The sequence below is a fragment of the Nocardia sp. NPDC004260 genome, from assembly GCF_053603155.1.
Genome location: NZ_JBSGEZ010000007.1, coordinates 84,037 through 102,394, shown reverse-complemented (window position 1 = coordinate 102,394; position 18,358 = coordinate 84,037). Strand labels below are relative to the sequence as shown.

20 protein-coding genes are annotated in these 18,358 nt (G+C 68.8%); 11 read left to right on the top strand and 9 right to left on the bottom strand.

Going from position 1 to position 18,358, the window contains the following annotated elements; all coding sequences use genetic code 11:
- Nucleotides 1–105: 105 nt before the first annotated feature.
- Together ACWEO7_RS06800 and ACWEO7_RS06795 are read right to left on the bottom strand one after the other, a co-directional pair.
- A complete protein-coding gene (locus ACWEO7_RS06800) occupies nt 106–1,911 on the bottom strand; it encodes an acetyl/propionyl/methylcrotonyl-CoA carboxylase subunit alpha (RefSeq protein ID WP_452421380.1) in 1,806 nt (601 codons plus the stop codon).
- Nucleotides 1,912–2,108: 197 nt separating this feature from the next.
- Complete coding sequence (locus ACWEO7_RS06795) at nt 2,109–3,026, bottom strand: sulfurtransferase (protein WP_452421378.1); 918 nt, start codon at nt 3,024–3,026, stop codon at nt 2,109–2,111.
- Between the two features lie 169 nt (nt 3,027–3,195).
- Between ACWEO7_RS06795 and ACWEO7_RS06790 the strand changes: the two genes are divergently transcribed.
- Nucleotides 3,196–3,969 carry a helix-turn-helix transcriptional regulator gene (locus ACWEO7_RS06790; protein WP_452421376.1) on the top strand — a complete coding sequence of 258 codons (774 nt, stop codon included), beginning with the start codon at nt 3,196–3,198 and terminating at the stop codon, nt 3,967–3,969.
- On the opposite strand, the gene ACWEO7_RS06785 is transcribed toward ACWEO7_RS06790, so the two are convergent.
- The 3 genes from ACWEO7_RS06785 to ACWEO7_RS06775 form a co-directional block, all read right to left on the bottom strand.
- Complete coding sequence (locus ACWEO7_RS06785) at nt 3,898–4,530, bottom strand: nucleoside triphosphate pyrophosphatase (protein WP_355073542.1); 633 nt, start codon at nt 4,528–4,530, stop codon at nt 3,898–3,900. The two genes, ACWEO7_RS06790 and ACWEO7_RS06785, sit on opposite strands and share 72 nt — an antisense overlap.
- Nucleotides 4,527–4,853, bottom strand: coding sequence for an acyl-CoA carboxylase subunit epsilon (locus ACWEO7_RS06780; RefSeq protein WP_452421374.1), 327 nt, complete (start codon nt 4,851–4,853; stop codon nt 4,527–4,529). The genes ACWEO7_RS06785 and ACWEO7_RS06780 overlap by 4 nt, the downstream gene beginning before the upstream one ends.
- A gap of 203 nt (nt 4,854–5,056) precedes the next feature.
- A complete protein-coding gene (locus tag ACWEO7_RS06775) occupies nt 5,057–6,697 on the bottom strand; it encodes an acyl-CoA carboxylase subunit beta (protein WP_452421373.1) in 1,641 nt (546 codons plus the stop codon).
- Nucleotides 6,698–6,902: 205 nt separating this feature from the next.
- On the opposite strand from ACWEO7_RS06775, the gene ACWEO7_RS06770 reads away from it, so the two are divergent.
- Together ACWEO7_RS06770 and ACWEO7_RS06765 are read left to right on the top strand one after the other, a co-directional pair.
- Nucleotides 6,903–7,091: a hypothetical protein gene (locus ACWEO7_RS06770; protein ID WP_452421371.1), complete on the top strand. Its 189-nt coding sequence runs from the start codon at nt 6,903–6,905 to the stop codon at nt 7,089–7,091.
- 27 nt (nt 7,092–7,118) lie between these two features.
- On the top strand, nt 7,119–7,922 hold the full coding sequence (locus tag ACWEO7_RS06765) for a biotin--[acetyl-CoA-carboxylase] ligase (protein WP_452421369.1): 804 nt from the start codon (nt 7,119–7,121) through the stop codon (nt 7,920–7,922).
- Nucleotides 7,923–7,939: 17 nt separating this feature from the next.
- On the opposite strand, the gene ACWEO7_RS06760 is transcribed toward ACWEO7_RS06765, so the two are convergent.
- A complete protein-coding gene (locus ACWEO7_RS06760) occupies nt 7,940–8,893 on the bottom strand; it encodes an acyl-ACP desaturase (protein ID WP_452421367.1) in 954 nt (317 codons plus the stop codon).
- Nucleotides 8,894–9,053: 160 nt separating this feature from the next.
- Between ACWEO7_RS06760 and ACWEO7_RS06755 the strand changes: the two genes are divergently transcribed.
- The 3 genes from ACWEO7_RS06755 to ACWEO7_RS06745 are packed head-to-tail and all read left to right on the top strand — an operon-like array spanning nt 9,054 to nt 11,597.
- Complete coding sequence (locus ACWEO7_RS06755; protein WP_355073554.1) at nt 9,054–9,599, top strand: PH domain-containing protein; 546 nt, start codon at nt 9,054–9,056, stop codon at nt 9,597–9,599.
- A gap of 17 nt (nt 9,600–9,616) precedes the next feature.
- Complete coding sequence (locus ACWEO7_RS06750; RefSeq protein ID WP_040865082.1) at nt 9,617–10,294, top strand: response regulator transcription factor; 678 nt, start codon at nt 9,617–9,619, stop codon at nt 10,292–10,294.
- 1 nt (nt 10,295) lies between these two features.
- Nucleotides 10,296–11,597 (top strand): sensor histidine kinase, encoded by a 1,302-nt coding sequence (locus ACWEO7_RS06745; protein WP_450016441.1) that lies wholly within the window; start codon nt 10,296–10,298, stop codon nt 11,595–11,597.
- A gap of 1 nt (nt 11,598) precedes the next feature.
- Here ACWEO7_RS06745 and ACWEO7_RS06740 read toward each other — a convergent pair whose 3' ends face one another.
- Nucleotides 11,599–12,138 (bottom strand): GtrA family protein, encoded by a 540-nt coding sequence (locus ACWEO7_RS06740; protein ID WP_452421365.1) that lies wholly within the window; start codon nt 12,136–12,138, stop codon nt 11,599–11,601.
- 39 nt (nt 12,139–12,177) lie between these two features.
- Here ACWEO7_RS06740 and ACWEO7_RS06735 point away from each other — a divergent pair, with 39 nt between their 5' ends.
- Both ACWEO7_RS06735 and purE read left to right on the top strand, forming a co-directional pair.
- Nucleotides 12,178–13,398, top strand: a complete 1,221-nt coding sequence (locus tag ACWEO7_RS06735) for a 5-(carboxyamino)imidazole ribonucleotide synthase (RefSeq protein ID WP_452421363.1) — start codon at nt 12,178–12,180, stop codon at nt 13,396–13,398.
- Nucleotides 13,391–13,906 (top strand): 5-(carboxyamino)imidazole ribonucleotide mutase, encoded by a 516-nt coding sequence (gene purE / locus ACWEO7_RS06730; protein WP_452421360.1) that lies wholly within the window; start codon nt 13,391–13,393, stop codon nt 13,904–13,906. Before ACWEO7_RS06735 ends, purE begins: the two co-directional genes overlap by 8 nt.
- A gap of 11 nt (nt 13,907–13,917) precedes the next feature.
- On the opposite strand, the gene ACWEO7_RS06725 is transcribed toward purE, so the two are convergent.
- Complete coding sequence (locus tag ACWEO7_RS06725; protein WP_452421359.1) at nt 13,918–14,166, bottom strand: hypothetical protein; 249 nt, start codon at nt 14,164–14,166, stop codon at nt 13,918–13,920.
- A 141-nt stretch (nt 14,167–14,307) separates the two neighbouring features.
- Complete coding sequence (locus tag ACWEO7_RS06720) at nt 14,308–14,484, bottom strand: excisionase family DNA-binding protein (RefSeq protein WP_452421427.1); 177 nt, start codon at nt 14,482–14,484, stop codon at nt 14,308–14,310.
- A 77-nt stretch (nt 14,485–14,561) separates the two neighbouring features.
- Between ACWEO7_RS06720 and ACWEO7_RS06715 the strand changes: the two genes are divergently transcribed.
- The 3 genes from ACWEO7_RS06715 to ACWEO7_RS06705 all read left to right on the top strand — a co-directional run bounded on the left by ACWEO7_RS06715 (nt 14,562) and on the right by ACWEO7_RS06705 (nt 17,947).
- On the top strand, nt 14,562–15,761 hold the full coding sequence (locus ACWEO7_RS06715; protein WP_452421357.1) for an NAD(P)/FAD-dependent oxidoreductase: 1,200 nt from the start codon (nt 14,562–14,564) through the stop codon (nt 15,759–15,761).
- Nucleotides 15,762–15,941: 180 nt separating this feature from the next.
- Nucleotides 15,942–16,874 (top strand): RNA polymerase sigma-70 factor, encoded by a 933-nt coding sequence (locus ACWEO7_RS06710; RefSeq protein WP_452421355.1) that lies wholly within the window; start codon nt 15,942–15,944, stop codon nt 16,872–16,874.
- Between the two features lie 29 nt (nt 16,875–16,903).
- Nucleotides 16,904–17,947 (top strand): hypothetical protein, encoded by a 1,044-nt coding sequence (locus tag ACWEO7_RS06705; protein WP_452421353.1) that lies wholly within the window; start codon nt 16,904–16,906, stop codon nt 17,945–17,947.
- Nucleotides 17,948–18,358: the final 411 nt, after the last annotated feature.

The following is an 18,358-nucleotide window of genomic DNA, read 5'->3' as shown; positions in this document are numbered from 1 at the left end:
CGTATCGGTCCAGCGGCGTGACGACGGAGGGACCGCCGCGTGAACAAAGGAGCGGGCGCGAACCTCCAGGTCCGCGCCCGCCCGTTACCCGGTCTGCGCCGGGTACTACTTGATCTCCGCCAGAACGGTGCCTTGGGTGATGGCCGCGCCCGCCTCGACGGACAGGCCGGTGACCACTCCCGCCTTGTGCGCGTTGACCGGGTTCTCCATCTTCATGGCCTCGAGCACCACGATCAGATCGCCCGCCTCGACCGACTGGCCCTCTTCCACGGCGACCTTGACGACGGTGCCCTGCATCGGGGCGGTGACCGCGTCACCGGAGGCCGCGCCGCCGCCCGCGCCGCCACGCTTGCGCGGCTTGGGCTTCTTGCGGATCACGCCCGCGCCGTTGCCCACTGCCCCGCCCGCTGCGGCGCCCACGGTGAAGTTACCCGGCAGCGACACCTCGACCCGGCGTCCGCCGACCTCGACGACGACCTTCTGCCGCGGCGCTTCCTCGTCCTCGTCGGCCGGGGCGCCCGCACCGGTGAAGGGCTCGATGGTGTTGACCCACTCGGTTTCGATCCACTTGGTGTAGACCTCGAACTTCTCACCGTCGCCGATGAACGCCGGGTCCTCGACGATGGCCCGGTGGAACGGGATGACCGTGGCCAGACCGTCGACCTCGAACTCGGCCAGCGCGCGCCGCGCCCGCTCCAGCGCCTGCGTACGGTTCTCGCCGGTGACGATCAGCTTGGCCAGCATCGAGTCGAACTGCCCGCCGATCACGCTGCCCTGCACCACGCCGGAGTCGACGCGGACACCGGGGCCGGTGGGCTCCTTGTACACGGTGACCGGGCCGGGGGCGGGCAGGAAGTTGCGGCCCGCGTCCTCGCCGTTGATGCGGAACTCGAAGGAGTGGCCGCGCGGCGTCGGGTCCTCGGTGATCTCCAGCTTCTCGCCGTTGGCGATGCGGAACTGCTGGCGCACCAGATCGAGGCCCGCGGTTTCCTCGGTGACCGGGTGCTCGACCTGCAGACGGGTGTTCACCTCGAGGAAGGAGACCGTCTCACCCTGCACCAGGTACTCGACGGTGCCCGCGCCGTAGTAACCGGCTTCCTTGCAGATGGCCTTGGCCGAGGCGTGGATCTTCGCGCGCACCTCGTCGGACAGGAACGGCGCGGGGGCCTCCTCGACGAGCTTCTGGAAGCGCCGCTGCAGCGAGCAGTCGCGGGTGCCCGCGACGATGACGTTGCCGTGCTTGTCGGCGATGACCTGAGCCTCTACGTGGCGGGCCTTGTCCAGGTACTGCTCGACGAAGCACTCGCCGCGACCGAAGGCGGCGGTCGCCTCACGCACGGCCGAGTCGTACAGCTCCGGGATCTCCTCGATGGTGTGCGCGACCTTCATGCCGCGGCCACCGCCGCCGAACGCCGCCTTGATAGCGACCGGCACGCCGTACTTCTTCGCGAATTCGACGACCTCGCTCGCGTCCTTGACCGGGTCCTTCGTGCCCGCGGCCATCGGCGCCTTCGCGCGCTCGGCAATGTGCCGCGCGGTGACCTTGTCGCCCAGGTCGCGGATGGACTGGGGGGAGGGGCCGATCCAGATCAGCCCGGCGTCGATGACGGCCTGGGCGAAGTCGGCGTTCTCGGAAAGGAAGCCGTAACCAGGGTGGATGGCGTCGGCGCCGGACTTGGCGGCGGCGTCGAGGAGCTTGTCGAAGACGAGATACGACTCGGCCGAGGTCTGCCCGCCCAGGGCGAACGCCTCGTCGGCGAGCTTGACGAACGGGGCATCGGCGTCCGGCTCGGCGTAGACGGCGACGCTGCCGATACCGGCATCCTTGGCCGCCCGGATCACGCGCACGGCGATCTCGCCTCGGTTAGCTACGAGTACCTTTGTAATCCGCGCGCTGGCATGGCTGGGCACTGAGCCTCCTGTGTGCATTCTTCTGGTCGCTTCGCCGGGGGTGGGGTCGCTGTGCGGGCTCCGCTCCCATAATCGACAAACTTACGTCTCGGGCGAGTGTAGGCAGTCTGCCAACAGTCGCCGAACTCGGCTAGGCCTACTGAACAGTAGGTCGCGGATCACAACGTACGCGTCCTGTGTTTGGGACCGCGCCCCGCCTACCTGCTCCGCGTGCGTCGCGACCCGCCGCGCGCGGGCACCTCGCCGGGTTCTTCCCCCGTGGCGATCGGCATGCGCACCGAGTTGCCCCACTCGGTCCACGACCCGTCGTAGTTGCGTACGCCGTGGCGCCCGAGCAAGTAGGTCAGGACGAACCAGCTGTGAGCGGATCGCGCGCCGACTCGACTGTAGACGATCACCTCGTCCGCGCCGGCCAACGCGCGGTAGACGTCGTCGAGTTCGGTGCGGGAGCGGAAACGCCCATCGGCGGTGAGCGCCTCGGACCACGGGATGTTCGACGCACTGGGAATATGGCCGCCGCGCAATGCCGCGTCCTCGGGGTTGGCCGGTTGGAGCACATCCGCGCCGGAGTACTCCTCGGCCGAGCGCACGTCGAGCGCCGGTTTGCCGAGGTGGGCGAGCACGTCCTCGCGGAAGGCGCGGAAGGTGCTGTCGTCCCGGCGCACAGCCGGATAGCCGCTGCGCACCGCGTAGTCGGGTTCGAAGGTCGTGTCGCGTCCTTCGGAGATCCACGCCGCGCGGCCGCCGTCGAGCAGGCGCACGTCCTCGTGCCCGAACAGGGTGAACACCCATGCCGCGTGCGCCGCCTGCGTGTTCCCGCGATCCCCGTAGATCACAACCGTGTCGTCACGATCTATACCTTTCGCGCGCATCAGTTCGGTGAATCGCGTTCCGTCGATATAGTCGCGCGTGACCGGATCGTTCAGATCGCTTCGCCAATCCAGTTTGGTGGCGCCCGGAACGTGCCCGATGTCGTAGAGCAGCGTGTCCTCGTTGGCCTCGATGATCTTGAGTCCCCGCGCGCCTATGTTTGCCGACAGCCACTCCGTGGTTACTAGTCGGTGTGGGTGTGCGTAGGAACCGAGCGAGGGATGAGGGTCCGGAGCGACGGGCACGGTGTTTGGGTCCTTCACGCATGGGTGGACGGTGGTGGCAGCGGTTCGAGGCCTCACAGCGATGGTAGGTGTGAGGCGACAGTGGCTCTCGTTTCAGATCACAAATCGGATGAGGGCCGAATAAAGGGCACCTACATCCGATAAAGTCTCCCGGGAGGAGGGGTGAGCTATGTCCGATTCTTGGCCGCGGCGGCGACTGCTCGCGATCCTACGTGGCGCCAGCGAGCCTCTCGACGCCCAGGAACTGGCCAGAATCACCGGACAGCACGTCACCACGGTCCGTTTCCATCTGGATGTGCTCACCAGGGAATCCCTCGTCCGGCAGTTCCAGCAGCCGCCGCGTGGCCGCGGGCGACCGCGCATCGGATACAGCGCGGTGCAGCGATCGGTGGGCTACCAGGATCTCGCCCAGGTGCTCGCCGACCAGCTCGGCCCGGATCCCCGGCGCAGGGCGGAGGCGGCGAACGCGGCGGGCCGCGCCTGGGGCAGCAGACTCGACGTCGGTGACCATCGGGTCGAGTCGCTGGAGGACGCCAAGGATCTCACGATGACGTTGATGTCGGAACTGGGTTTCGCGCCCGAGCGCGACTCTTCCCCGGAGAACGAGGGGAAGGTGCTGATCCGGCTGACGGCGTGTCCGCTGCGCGAACTCGCGCGAACGCATTCCGAAGTGGTCTGCGGCGTGCACCTTGGGCTGCTCGAAGACGTCCTTCGCCGGGGCGGCGCGCAGGGGACCATCGACGTGCGGATGCATCCGTTCGTGGAGCCGGAGCTGTGCGTGGTCCGTCTGGAACTCATCGCCGCGCAGCGCGCCGAGGCCCAGGAGCCCGCGAAGGTGCCCGGCGGTGACGCCGAGGCGTTCACCACGCCGTCAGGCCGTGTGGCCCCACAGTTGCGTAACGCCGATCCCAACATCGCCAAGCAGTCGGCGCAGCAGTGGTAGCCCGATGCCGATGACGCTGGACGGGTCGCCATCGATGCGGTCGACGAACCAGCCGCCGAGCCCGTCGAGGGTGAACGCGCCGGCCACCTGGAGCGGCTCGCCGGTCGCGATGTAGGCGTCCAGCTCGTCCGGCTCGGGTTTGGCGAAATGCACGGTGGTGCTGCTGCAGTCGACCGCTTCGGCGATGATCCCGCCGTCCCGCATCCGTAACACGCAGTGCCCGGTGACGAGATCGGCGCTGCGTCCGGCCATGTCGCCCCAGCGCGCGCGGGCGACCTCGGGGGTGTGCGGCTTGCCCTGCAACTCGCCGTCCACGAGCAGCATGGAATCACAGGCCACCACAACGCAGTCGGCGGCGAACTCCGGAACCGCGGTGGCGACGGCCGCCGCTTTGGCGCGCGCCAACTCCACCACGACACCCTGCGGCGGGGTGCCCTCGGGGAGGGCGGCGGCCACCGCGTCCTCGTCCACGGCGGAGACCCGGACGATCGGGTCGATGCCCGCCGAGCGGAGCACCTCCCGGCGGGCCGGGGACGCGGAGGCCAGGATCAGCCGCGTCACCCGCGCAGGTGGGACAGCTGTGGGAAGGAGTACGGGGAGAACGGGGAAGCGCCGCGATGCATCAGCGTCGGGTGGCCCCACAGGTCGGGCGGGCCTGCGGGCCCGCCCGACGCGGCGCCGGTCGCGGCGGCGGACAGGACGCACACCAGCGCGGCGAGTTCCTCGTCGGTCGGCGAGCCCTTCACGACACGGAAGAACGGCTCCGGGGTGGCCTCGGCGGATTGCGCTGTCGCGGTCGAACCGGTGGACGCACCGGCCTCGTCGGCGATCGGGTCGACTGTGAGATCCAGTTCGACGGCGCTCAACACATCTTCTTCTGCCACGGTCGTCACAGTGCCAGGTCCTCTCTTCGCCCTTATCAGCGGAACTGATCAGGCTGTTCCCGTTTTCCGACAAGTTATGGATGAAGCAATCGTCCTCGGACGCACTCTTTGCTTCTCTGCAACAAGCCGGTACACGCCAGCGTAAGTGTTACCGAGGCCGATGCCCCACCCTTTGTGCGTGGCCTATTGAGGGTATCGCTCGATCACAGCGGGATGTTGCCGTGTTTCTTCGGCGGCAGGGTCACCATCTTGCGTTCGAGCAGTCGCAGCGCGGAGACGATCTGGCCGCGGGTGTGCGACGGCGGGATGACCGCGTCCACGTAGCCTCGTTCGGCGGCGACGTACGGGTTCACGAGCGTGTCCTCGTACTCGTTCTGGAGCTCGAGCCGCAGCGCATCGACGTCGCCGCCGTCTTTGGCGGCCTGCTGGAGCTGCTTGCGGTAGACGAAGCCGACGGCGCCCGAAGCGCCCATGACGGCGATCTGGGCGGTCGGCCAGGCGAGGTTCACATCGGCGCCCATGTGCTTGGAACCCATGACGTCGTAGGCGCCGCCGTAGGCCTTGCGCGTGATGATCGTGATTTTGCCCACAGTGGCCTCACCGTAGGCGTAGAGCAGCTTCGCGCCGCGCCGGATGATGCCGTTGTACTCCTGCCCGGTGCCGGGCAGGAAGCCGGGCACGTCGACCAGGGTGATGATCGGGATGTTGAACGCGTCGCAGGTGCGCACGAAGCGCGCGGCCTTCTCCGAGGCGTCGATGTCCAGGCAGCCCGCGAACTGGGTGGGCTGGTTGGACACGATGCCGACGCTGCGGCCGTCGATCCGGCCGAAGCCGACGATGATGTTCATCGCGCGCTCGGCCTGCACCTCCAGGAACTCGTCGTCATCGAGCAGGCGACGGATCACGTCGTGCATGTCGTAGGGCTGGTTCGGCGAGTCCGGGATGATCGTGTCCAGCTCGAGGTCCTCGTCGGTGAGCGAGTCCTCGATCGCGCCGTCGATCGGGTCGGTGGCCGGGAAGCGCGGCGCCTCGGCCCGGTTGTTGCTCGGCAGGTAGGACAGCAGGTCCTTGACGTAGTCCAGGGCGTCCTGCTCGCCGGAGGCGACGTAGTGCGCCACACCGGACTTGGTCATGTGCGTGTGCGCGCCGCCCAGGTCCTCCATGGTGACGTCTTCGCCGGTGACGGTCTTGATGACGTCGGGGCCGGTGACGAACATCTGGCTGGTGCCGTCGACCATCACGACGAAGTCGGTCAGCGCGGGGGAGTACACGTGGCCACCCGCGGCCGGGCCCATGATCAGCGAGATCTGCGGGATCACGCCGGAGGCCTGGATGTTGCGGTGGAAGATCTCGCCGTAGAGACCGAGCGAGACCACGCCCTCCTGGATGCGCGCGCCCGCGCCCTCGTTGATGCCGATCAGGGGGCGGCCGGTCTTCAGGGCCAGGTCCATCACCTTGACGATCTTCTCGCCGTAGACCTCGCCGAGGCTGCCGCCGAACACCGTGACGTCCTGGCTGAAGATGCAGACATCGCGGCCGTCGATGGTGCCGTAACCGGTCACCACGCCGTCGCCGAGCGGGCGGTTGTGCTCCAGGCCGAAGTTCACACTGCGGTGACGGGCCAGGGCGTCGAGTTCGACGAACGAGCCTTCGTCCAGCAGGGCCAGGATGCGCTCGCGGGCGGTCATCTTGCCCTTCGCGTGCACCTTGTCGACTGCGGCCTCACCCATCGGGTGCTTCGCCTCTTCCAGCCGATTCCGCAGGTCAGCCAGCTTCCCGGCGGTGGTGTGGATATCGGGGGAACCCGCGGAACCTGATGCGGGCTGCTGCTGGACACTCGTCATGGCATCGCAGTGTAACCAGTACCAGTGCGTCTCTCTAACCCAGACGGGGGCTACCGGCGAGTAGAAAACCGCAGCTAGATCAATTTTCGGGGGCAAACTTCCTGGTCGGTAGCGACGTTGGGGAGGCGGAAAATGAGTATCGCCCACCGGTCGGGTCCGGATAGCCTGAGGGCGAAAGATTTCCGGCTCAGGGGAGGAGCGCGTCATGTGGGAATGGGGTAGGACTTTCGCCGAATACGCTGCCGCCGCGGCGTGGACACCGACCACGGAGACGGCTCCGAAGTACGGCGAGCCCGAGTGCTGGACCGAGACCGCCGAGGGCGAGCCGGAGAACGACCGCGCGGGCATGGCAGCACGCGACCCGCTCGTCTCCGGGTACGACCTGGCCGGATAGCGCCCGCGCGGCGAGTAGCCTGCCGGTGTGCAGAGGCCACCGTTGGATGCAGAGCAGTTGCGGCGCAGTGCCGTCGACTCGCCGGAACTGTCGTTCTTCTCGCGGATCGACGTGGTCGAGTCGACCGGGTCCACGAACGCGGATCTGATCGCGCGGGCGGCCGATCCGGACGCCGACCACGTCGTTCTGCTGGCGGAAACCCAAGTGCAGGGGCGTGGCAGGCACGCGAGGACCTGGGTCAGCCCGCCCCGAGCGCAACTGGCGATGTCGGTGCTGGTGCGTCTGCCCGGGATCGGCCCCGCCTCGCTCGCCTGGCTGGCGCTGCTCACCGGCGTCGCCGTGGTCGACGCGCTGCGGACCACGGCGGGCGTCGCCGCGGAGCTCAAGTGGCCCAACGACGTGCTGATCGACGGCCGCAAGGTCGCGGGCATCCTCGCCGAGGTCGCGCCGAGCGCGGGCGGCGCGCCCGCCGTCGTGGTCGGGCTCGGGCTCAACGTGAGCCTGACCGAAGAGGAACTGCCGGTGCCGCACGCCACGTCGCTGACCATCGCGGGTGCGCGGCAGACCGACCGCACGGTGCTCGTGCGGTCGCTGCTGACCGAGTTCGCCCGTCGCTTCACCGCGTGGCGCGACGCGGATTGGGCGACCGACGAACTGGCCGCCGCCTACCGCGAGCGGTGCGCCACCATCGGCACGGAGGTCCGCGCCGAACTACCCGGCGGCCGACAGCTCACCGGCATCGCCGAGGGCGTCGACGACTACGGCCGCCTGCTCATCGGTGGCGAGGCGGTATCCGCGGGCGACGTGACGCATCTGCGCGCCCAGTACTGAAGCCTCTCCCGGCGGCCTCAGACGTGCTGGGCGACGCCCCGCGCGGCGTCCCGGGCGAGTGCGCGATCGCGCTGCTCCTCGAACTTGATCACGTCCTTGCCCAGCTGGTCCACGAACGTGCCCAGTTCGTCGCGCGCCTGCTCGCCGCGCGGCCCGAAGTCCGAGCGGTCGAAGACGTTCCACTGTTTGAGCACCGGCTCGACGACCTCTTCCAGGTGCTGGCGCAGGTCGTAGATGCCGTGCTTGGCCATCAGCACGCCGTAGCGGCGGAAATTGGGCATCCCGGCGCCTGGCATCAGGAAGTTCGTGATGACCCTGGTGATCGCGGGCAGCGCCTGGTCGGGCACCAGGTCCAGCGCCGCGCCGCACAGGGAGCGATAGAAGATCATGTGCAGGTTCTCGTCGGCGGCGATGCGCTGGAGCAGGCGATCGGCGACGGCGTCGTTGCATGCCTTGCCGGTATTGCGATGCGACACACGGGTGGCCAGTTCCTGGAAGGTGACGTAGGCGACGCTCGTCAGGAACCCGCCCCACCCGTCCGGCGATCTGACCCCGTTGCTCATGTGGATCATCCGGGCCTCCTCCAAGGCGACCGGATCGACGGCGCGGGTGACGACCAGGTAGTCCCGCATGGCGATGCCGTGGCGGTTCTCCTCGGCGGTCCAGCGGTCGACCCAGGTGCCCCACGGTCCGTCCTCGGAGAAGTTCTGCGCGATCTCCCGGTGGTAGGAGGGCAGGTTGTCCTCGGTGAGCAGGTTGGTGATCATCGCGACCCGGGCGACCTCACTGAGGTGCGATTGCTCCGGTTGCCAATCCACGCCGCCCAGGGCGGCGAAGTTGCGGCCCTGGCTCCACGGCACGTAATCGTGCGGGTTCCAGTCTTTCGCCATGGACAGGTGCCGATTCACGTTCTCTTCGGCGACGGGTTCGAGTTCGGCCAGGATCTGCAGCGGGGTCAGGTCTTTGGTCACGCGTTCCTCCACGGGTCGGAATCGGCGATGATGGTGAGCCGGGCGTTGCGCGATACAGAGAGCCACTGCGCGGAATAGTCACACGCAGGGTGCCGATTGTGCAGCATGACGCGCTGCGGTGTCAGCCGTTCGGGCATCTTGACGCGGTAGTGTTCCTGACATGGGTTATCCCGAGGATGTGCTGGCGCCCGACGAACGGTTGCTGCTGCATCGCCACCCGCATTGGAAGATGCTCTTCTGGCCGATCGTGACGTTGATCGTCGCCACCGCTCTCGCGGGTTTCACAGGGGGACTCATTTCGCAGAAGGCCACGGGCACCACCGCCTCGGCGCTGCTCATCACGGTGCTCGTGGTGTATGTGGCGATTCTGCTATGGCGTTGCGCCGTACCGGTTATCAGCTGGAAGTCGACGCATTTCATCGTCACCGACCGGCGGGTGCTGGTGCGCCAGGGCGTCATCACCCACAGCGGTATCGACATCCCGATGAGCCGGATCTCCAGCGTGCAGTTCCGGCACGGGCTTTTCGATCGGTTGCTCGGCACCGGGACGTTGATCATCGAGTCGTCCTCCTCGGAGCCGCTGGAATACGACGACATCCCCGCGGTCCAGCAGGTGCATTCGCTGCTGTACCACCAGGTGTTCGAGGTCGAGCGCCATCGGGACGGGCGCGACGAGCGCTGGGACGACCGCCGCAGCTACCGGTGAGCCCGTAACCTGGGCGTATGACCGCTGTACTGCTGGCCGAGGACGACGATGCCATCGCGGCTCCGTTGTCGCGCGCGCTCGGCCGCGAGGGCTACTCGGTGACTGTCGAGAGTTTCGGCCCCGCCGTGCTGCAGCGGGCTCTGGAAGGCGGGCACGACCTGCTCATTCTCGATCTCGGCCTACCCGGCATGGACGGGCTGGAGGTCTGCCGTCAGGTGCGCGCCCGCGGCGCGGATCTGGCCGTGCTGATGCTCACCGCGCGCACCGACGAGGTGGACTTCGTGGTGGGGCTGGACGCCGGCGCCGACGACTACGTCGGCAAGCCCTTCCGGCTCGCCGAGTTGCTCGCCCGGGTGCGAGCGCTGTTGCGGCGCAGCGGAATCGGCGACGACACGGTCGAGGTGGGCGGCATCCGACTGGAGCCGGCCGCCCGGCGCGTACTGGTCAACGGCGTCGAAATCGGTTTGGCCAACAAGGAATACGAGCTGCTCAAGGTGCTGATCGACCGGGCCGGTCAGGTGGTGGCGCGCGAGACCATCCTGCGCGAGGTGTGGGGCGACGCTGAGTTGCGCGGTTCCAAGACGTTGGACATGCACATGTCCTGGCTGCGCCGCAAGATCGGGGACGAGGGCCCCATGGCCGAGCGGCGCATCGTCACCGTCCGCGGTGTCGGATTCCGGCTGAACACCGACTGACGTGCGCCGCCGGATCTTGCGTTCCATGCTCACCGTGCTGACCCTCACCACGGTGGTGCTCGGCGTGCCGCTGATCTACACGGCGTGGTTGTGGGTGGAGGACATCACGCGCAACGACCTGCAGAACCGGCTGGACCGGATCGCCGCGGAGATCATCGCGCAGGAACGCGACGGCGCGGTGCCCGGCGAACTGGACATCCGGTCGGTGGCGCCACTGGTGCCCGAGAACGGCAAGCTCACGATCGTCTACCCGTCCCGGCAGGACAACGCAGCCCGCCGCGACGTCGGTTCGGCCCAGGTGGCCGATCCGTTGGTCGAGTCGCTGTCGATGGGCAAGTCCGCATCGCTGCGCCTCGAGGTCCCCTCCGCGCCGATGCACGCCATGCAGCGCCAGGCGGTCGCGGTGGTCGCCTTGGCGGTGCTCGCCTCGCTCGGCGCCGCGGTCTCGGTCGCGGTGGTCACCGCCCGGCGGGTGGCCGACCCGCTGCGGGACGTCGCGGCGCGCGCGGCGCGGCTGGCCATGGGCGATTTCCGGCCCGATCCGCGCAGGCACGGCATCGCGGAACTGGATCGCGTCTCCGACGTGCTCGACTCGGCGACGGTGGAGATCGCCGGACGACTCCAGCGCGAACACGCCCTGGTGGCGGACGTCTCGCATCAGCTGCGCAGCAGGCTGACCGCCGTGCGGTTGCGCCTGGACGAGTTGTCCGCGCACGCCGACCCGGAGGTGGTGCACGAGGCCGAGGAGGCGATGGCTCAGGTCGACCGGCTCACCGACGCGATCGACGACCTGGTCCGCGCCTCCCGCGACGAGGACGCGGCCGACCGCGATCCGGTGCCCGTGATGGACGAACTGCGCGGTGTCGTAGCCGAATGGAAACACCCGTTCACCGAGGCGGGCCGGTCGCTGACGCTCACCGGCGACGAGTCGTTGCGCGCCCCGATCACGGGTTCGCGGTTGCGCGAGGCGGTGGCGGTGCTGGTGGACAACGCGCTCATGCACGGCGGCGGGACCTGCACGGTGTCGGTGCGCTCGGTGCGGCCGGGAGCCGATCGCGAGCCGCTGGTGTGCGTCGAGGTGGCCGACGAGGGCCACGGAGTGCGCGACGAGCTGGCGCCGCACATCTTCGACCGCGGTTTCTCCGCGGGCGGTTCCACCGGTGTCGGGCTGGCGCTCGCGCGGGCGCTGGTCGAAGCGGACGGCGGACGGCTGGAATTACAGCGGCGCAGGCCCGCGCTGTTCGCCGTGTTCCTCGGGTCGAAGGCCCGTCCGGCCAACGCGGTGGTTGCCGAGCCGCGCTGACTCAGCCGCGGCCGAGTTCCTCTTCCACGAGGTCGACGAATTCCGCTTCGAGTTCGCTCATTTCGTCGGGGAAGACCCATCGGCGCATCGACCAGAAACGGAACGCCATCTGCAGCAGATTGCCGATGATGAAGGCGCTGATGAAGTCGGCGACGTTCTCGACCGTGAAGCTCACGTTGGGCTGGCGCAGGTCGAAGACGTAGCTGGAAATCCACAGCGGGGTGAAGGCGAGGACGACGCCGACGCCGCTGACGGCGAAGAACAGCAGCGCTTCGTGATGACGTTCCCGTCCGCCGCGATTCTTGAACGACCATTCCCGGTTCAGGATGTAGGACGCGATCACGGCGATGACGCCGGAAATGATCTTGGCCGTGACCGGTTTCTCCGCGAGCACCGTCCACTTGAGTACGTAGAAGATGCCGCTGTCGATCACGAACGTGGTCGCGCCGACGATCGCGAACTTGATCAATTCCCGCTGCCGGTACGCGATATCTTGCAGCGGCTTGGGGAGGACGCTGACCACGTCGTCGACGAATGACACAAGACCGGAGTGTACCGGTCGCTGTCATTTGCGCCGGACATGACAATATTGTCCGACGTGAGCGCACGTTCCTTCGATCCTTCGGCCATGCCCACCGTCACCATGATCGGCGGCGGCCAGTTGGCGCGCATGACCCACCAGGCGGCGATCGCGCTGGGCCAGCGGCTGCGCGTGCTCGCCGAGAACCCCGAGGACCCGGCCGCCCAGGTCAGCCCCGAGGTGGTGCTCGGCAGCCATACCGACCTGACCGCACTGCGCAAGGCGGCGGTCGGCTCGCACGCGCTGACCTTCGACCACGAGCACGTGCCGACCGAGCACCTGGAGGCGCTGGTCGCCGAGGGCGTCAACGTGCAGCCGCCGCCGCAGGCGCTGGTCTACGCGCAGGACAAGCTGGCGATGCGCACCAAGCTGAGCGCGCTGGGGCTGCCCGTGCCCGCGTTCACGGCGGTGACCTCCGTCGAGGACGCGGTGCGCTTCGGCGACGAGCACGGCTGGCGGATCGTGCTGAAAGCGGTACGCGGCGGCTACGACGGGCGCGGCGTCTGGATGCCGGAGTCCGCCGACGCGGCAGCTGCGATCGTCACCGACCAGCTCGCCCGCGGCGTCCAGCTGCTGGCGGAGGCGAAGATCGAACTGAAGCGGGAGCTGTCGGCGATGGTGGCCCGTTCGCCGTTCGGGCAGGCGGCGACCTGGCCGGTGGTGGAGACCGTGCAGCGCAAAGGGCAGTGCGCGGTCGTCATCGCGCCCGCACCCGAGCTGCCGGAGGACACGGCCGCCGCAGCGGAGACCATGGCGCTGCATCTCGCCAGGGACCTCGGCGTCGTCGGCGTCATGGCGGTGGAGCTGTTCGAGACCACCGACGGCGAGCTGCTGGTGAACGAGCTGGCCATGCGCCCGCACAACTCCGGGCACTGGGGCATGGACGGCGCCCGCACCGGGCAGTTCGAGCAGCATTTGCGCGCCGTGCTCGACTACCCGCTCGGCGACACCGCGCCGCTGGCGCCGGTGACCGTGATGGCGAACATTCTCGGCGCGCCCCAGGCCCCGGAGATGTCGATGGACGAGCGGCTGCACCACCTGTTCGCCAGGATCCCGGAAGCGAAGGTGCACCTGTACGGCAAGGGCGAGCGTCCCGACCGCAAGATCGGGCACGTCAACATCCTCGGCGACGACGTGGCCGAGGTCAGGGAGAAGGCCGAGCGAGCGGCGCACTGGATGTCGCACGCGATTTGGACCGACGGATGGGATCCACATGAGTGAGGAACTGGCCATCGCCCCCGCGGTCGGCCTGATCATGGGCAGCGACTCGGACTGGCCGACCATGGAGGCCGCCGCGGAGGCGCTGGCCGAGTTCGGGGTCCGCTTCGAGGTGGGCGTCGTCTCGGCGCACCGCACGCCGCAGCGCATGCTCGACTACGCGCGTTCGGCGGCGGGTCGCGGGCTGAAGGTGATCATCGCCGGCGCCGGGGGCGCGGCGCACCTGCCCGGTATGGTCGCCTCCGCCACTCCGCTGCCGGTGATCGGCGTGCCGGTCCCGCTCAAGTACCTGGACGGCATGGACTCGCTGCTGTCCATCGTCCAGATGCCGGCGGGCGTGCCGGTCGCCACCGTCTCCATCGGCGGTGCGCGCAACGCGGGCCTGCTCGCCGCCCGCATCCTCGCCGCCCACGACCCGGCCCTGCGCACCCGCATGGAACAGTTCCAAGCCGGGCTCGAGCAGATGGTGCTGGAAAAGGACGACGCGCTGCGCACCAAGCTCCTGGGCTGAGCGGCGCACGGTCAGCGGTCGTGCCTGCCTGCACGCAAACTTGCGACCGCTTCCACCAATCCGGCGTTCTCCAAGGCGTCCAGCACGTCTTCAGTGGTCTCCGGTGGGTCGGTGCGTGAATCGGCGATCTGCTGGATGCACGCCCAGACCACACGGTCGTCCAGATCGGTCTGGTCGAGCACGAAATGATCGGGACTCTTCGCCTCGATGTGCCAGGGTTCCAGCGCGTCGTTCGGGAAGTCCGCCAGGTTGGAAGTCACTATGGCTTGTGCCCGAGCAGCGATGGCGGCCGCGAGGACATGCCGATCATCTGGCACCCGACCGCGCAAGGCGGATGAGTAGGTCCCGCAGTGTGTTGCCATACAGCACATTGGCGTCGTAGACGACAACGAAGGCCATGATCAGATGCCGAGATCTTGGCCGAGTTGCGCCAACTCGTCCATCGCGGCTCTGCTCTTGGCCTCGGTTCGCAGCTGGTACTGCTTCAAGTCGTCGTATCGGATTCGACGGTGACGCCCGACCAGGCGAAAGGGAATCTCGCCTGTTTCCAGCAGCGTCACGACGTAGGGGCGCGACAGTGATCTGCGTCACATGATGTCAGGATGTTCGGGGATGCGGTGTCTTGTGCTCGAGCCTCTCGGAGCAAGGAGACACCATGAGCAAGAAGATCGATGTGGTCGTGATCGGTGGCGGGTATGCCGGTGTGATGGCGGCCAATCGCTTGACGCAGCGTGCGGACGTGCGGGTGACGGTGATCAATCCGCGCTCGTTGTTCGTGCCGCGGCTGCGTCTGCATCAGTTGGTGGGCGGGACGCACGATGCGGTCGTCGACTACACCGAAGTGCTGGCCGAGGGGGTCCGGCTGGTGGTCGACAGCGTGACACGGATCGACGCGGCGGCGCGCAGCGTGACGCTGGCCGATGGCGGCACGGTCGATTACGACTACCTGATCTACGCGGTGGGCAGCGGCAGTGCGGGCTCGATGGTGCCGGGCGTGGCCGAATTCGCTTACCCAATTGCCACTTTGGAGGCGGCGCAGCGGTTGCGGTCGGTGCTTTTCGACACGCCGATGACGGCGGCGGTGACGGTCGTCGGAGGTGGTCCGACGGGCATCGAGACCGCTGCGGAGCTGGCGGAGCGGGGTCGCGCGGTCACGTTGGTGTGCGGTGGCGTGGTCGGCCCGTACTTGCACCCGAGGGCCCGGCGGACTGCCCGCAAGTACCTCGCCAAGTTGGGGGTCACCGTGCTGGAGGGCCCGGATGCGGCGGTCACGGCGGTGACGCGGGAGGCCGTGGAACTCGGTGACGGCCGTAGGTTGGCGAGTCGGGTGACCATCTGGACCGCCGGGTTCGGGGTGCCGGATCTGGCCGCCCGCAGCGGGCTGAGCACGGACGCGGCGGGGCGGCTGCTCACCGATGAGACGCTGACCAGCGTCGACGACGAGCGCATCGTGGCGGCCGGGGATTCGGCGGCGCCGTCGGACCTGCCGTTCCGGATGAGCGCCTATGCCGCGGGGTGCCTCGGCGCGCACGCCGCCGACACCGTTCTGAACCGGATCGCGGGTGAGCGCCCGGAGCCGATCGACATGTCGTTCGCAGCGATGTGCATCAGCTTCGGCCGCAACACCGGGATCTTCCAGCTCGGCCACAAGGACGACACCGCGATGCCGTTGTACTTCAGCGGTCTCGCGGGCAAGAAGCTCAAGGAGTTCGCCTGCCTCTCCAGCGTGAAGCACTTGGTGAACGAAGCGCGCAAGCCCGGCTCGCATCACTGGCCCAAGGACGGCAAGCACCGCCCCCAACTGCTGCAGGCTCAGCGTGGCGGCGCGCCGGCCGCCGCCGAACAGGTTGCGTAGCAGCGCCGCAGGAGGTCGCCGGGCGAACCACTTCGACCGGGCCGGGTGTGGCGGCGTCGTTTCTCGCCGCCGCACCCGCGTGACCTCGGCGATCCGCCGAACTGCGAGCGGCGGCGAGCGCCGGGTCCGTGTTCCGACCTTCCGATGAGCCGGATCGAACTACCGATAGAAGAGGACCTCATGGAAGCAACCAGTGGAGCCGGTGGGCAACGCGACAGTGGTGACCACGCCACCGCCGTGGCGACCGAAACGTTCCTCGCCCACCGCAACCTGCTGTTCACCGTCGCCTACGAAATGCTCGGTTCGGTGGCCGACGCCGACGACGTCTTGCAGGAGACCTGGATGCGCTGGGTCGGAGTCGACGCGGCGCAGGTCACCGAGCCGCGCGCCTACCTGGTCCGGATCACTACCCGGCAAGCGCTCAACCGGCTGCGCTCGGTGAAGCGCCGCAGGGAGGCATACGTGGGCTCCTGGCTGCCGGAGCCGCTGCTCACCACCCCGGATGTGGCCGCCGACGTCGAGCTCGCCGAAAGCGTGTCGATGGCGCTGATGCTCGTGCTCGAGACATTGACCCCGACCGAACGTGCGGTGTTCGTGCTGCGCGAAGCTTTCGGGTTCGGCTACGACGAGATCGCGGCCGCGGTCGACAAGACGCCCGCCGCCGTCCACCAGATCGCCCACCGCGCCCGTCGCCACGTCGAAGCCCGCCGGCCACGCCGATCGGTCACGGCGCGTCAGGCCGAGGCGGCCGCCGAGGCGTTCCGGCGCGCGCTCGAGACTCGCGACGTGCGAGGACTGCTCGACGTGCTCGCCCCCGACGTCATCGCCATCAGCGACGGCGGAGGTATCAAACAGGCCACGCCACGGCCGGTCCTGGGCGCCGAAAAGGTGGCCCGCTTCATCGTCGGCGGCCTCACCAAGAACGACGTCGCGCTCACCGTCGAATCGACCACGGTCAACGGCAGCCCCGCGCTGGCTCTGCGCATGGACGGGGAACTGGACGGCGTCCTCGCGATGCGCGTCGAGGACACCCGTATCACCGGCCTCTACTACGTGCGCAACCCGCAGAAACTGACCCACGTCGATTCGCAGACCCCGCTCACCCTGCGATGAACACCGACCCCACCGTTCGAGGAGTAGACATGACCACGCGGGCGCCGCTCGCCGACACTTTCCCGTCGCGATGGCCGACGGTGGCCGGAGCGGTCGCCCTGCTCACGGCGATCGTCAGTGTGCTGCTCATCGCCTTCGCCTGGCCGTCGGCGCGGTCATCGGTACACGATGTGCCGATCGCCGTCGCCGGTCCGGCCACCGCGGTCGCCCAGGTCCGCACGGCACTCGAGCAACGGCTGCCGGGCGGCTTCGAGATCACCGAGGTTCCCGACACCGCGGCCGCGGAAACGCTGATTCGCGACCGGCGGGTGTACGGGGCGATCGACCTCGGCTCCGGTGCTCCCGAGGTCATCGTCGCCTCCGCCGCGAGCACCGCGGTCGCCCAGACTTTGCAGGGCATCGCGAGCGGCCTCGCGCAGGAGGGGAAGCCCGGCCCGGCGGTCCGCGACCTCGCCGCCCTGCCCGCCGACGACCCGCGCGGCGCGGGCTTGGCGGCAGGCGCACTGCCCCTGGTCATGGGCGGTCTGCTGGCCGCGGTGCTGCTGACCCGGCTCGTGCGCGGCACCGCCCGTCGGGTTACCGGAGCGCTCGCCTTCGCGATCACCGGCGGCCTGGCCGTCGCCGCGATCCTGCATTTCTGGCTCGGCTCGCTCAGCGGTTCCTACCTCGCCAACTCCGGCGCCGTCGCTCTGTCCATCGCGGCCACCGCTTCGGCCGTTCTCGGGCTGGAGGCGCTGCTCGGATACGCCGGGATCGGAATCGGCGCCGTGATCATGATGCTCATCGGTAACCCGCTCTCGGGTACCGCGACCGCACCCGAAATGCTGCCCGGCTGGTCCGGCGCGCTCGGCAGGCTGCTGCCGCCCGGTGCCGGTGGCCGGTTGCTGCGCTCCACCGCCTTCTTCGACGGTCGCGGAGCCACCCAGGCCGTTCTCGTCCTGCTGGCCTGGCTCGCGCTCGGCATCACGCTGTGCCTGGTCAGCGGGCTGCGCGCACGCCGTGCCGCCATCGGCGCGGCGGGACTTCGGGGTGCCGCAGCGCAGGCCGACATGTCGGCAACCCTCGGGAGCTGACCAGACGAAGGGCATGCGGTCGATGCTTGTGCACGCTGATCGGCTGCGCGCGAATGAACGGGGGGTCGATCAGCGTGTTCACCGACACCAAGGACCGAACCACGGCAGCATCGGAGCCATCACGGTCGCCACGTCGGCGACGGGGTCGTCGCTCGAGTCGGTGCTGCGATATCTCACCCGCCATGCCGAGATCGGCCCGAACAACGCGATCGGCCGGGATTCCGGCACGGCCGCCGTTGCGGTAACGCGCGGCGCGCGCCCTGGTCACCGCGATGATCGCGGCGACGCCCGTGCGAACACGGTCGGTCTCGCCGAACCGCGGCCACAGCGTTCGAGCCCCGTCGACCTGGTGATACGGCGGCGGACCGCGAAAGCTTCCGGTGTCGGGGACTCGCGCTCTCGGCCGCTGAC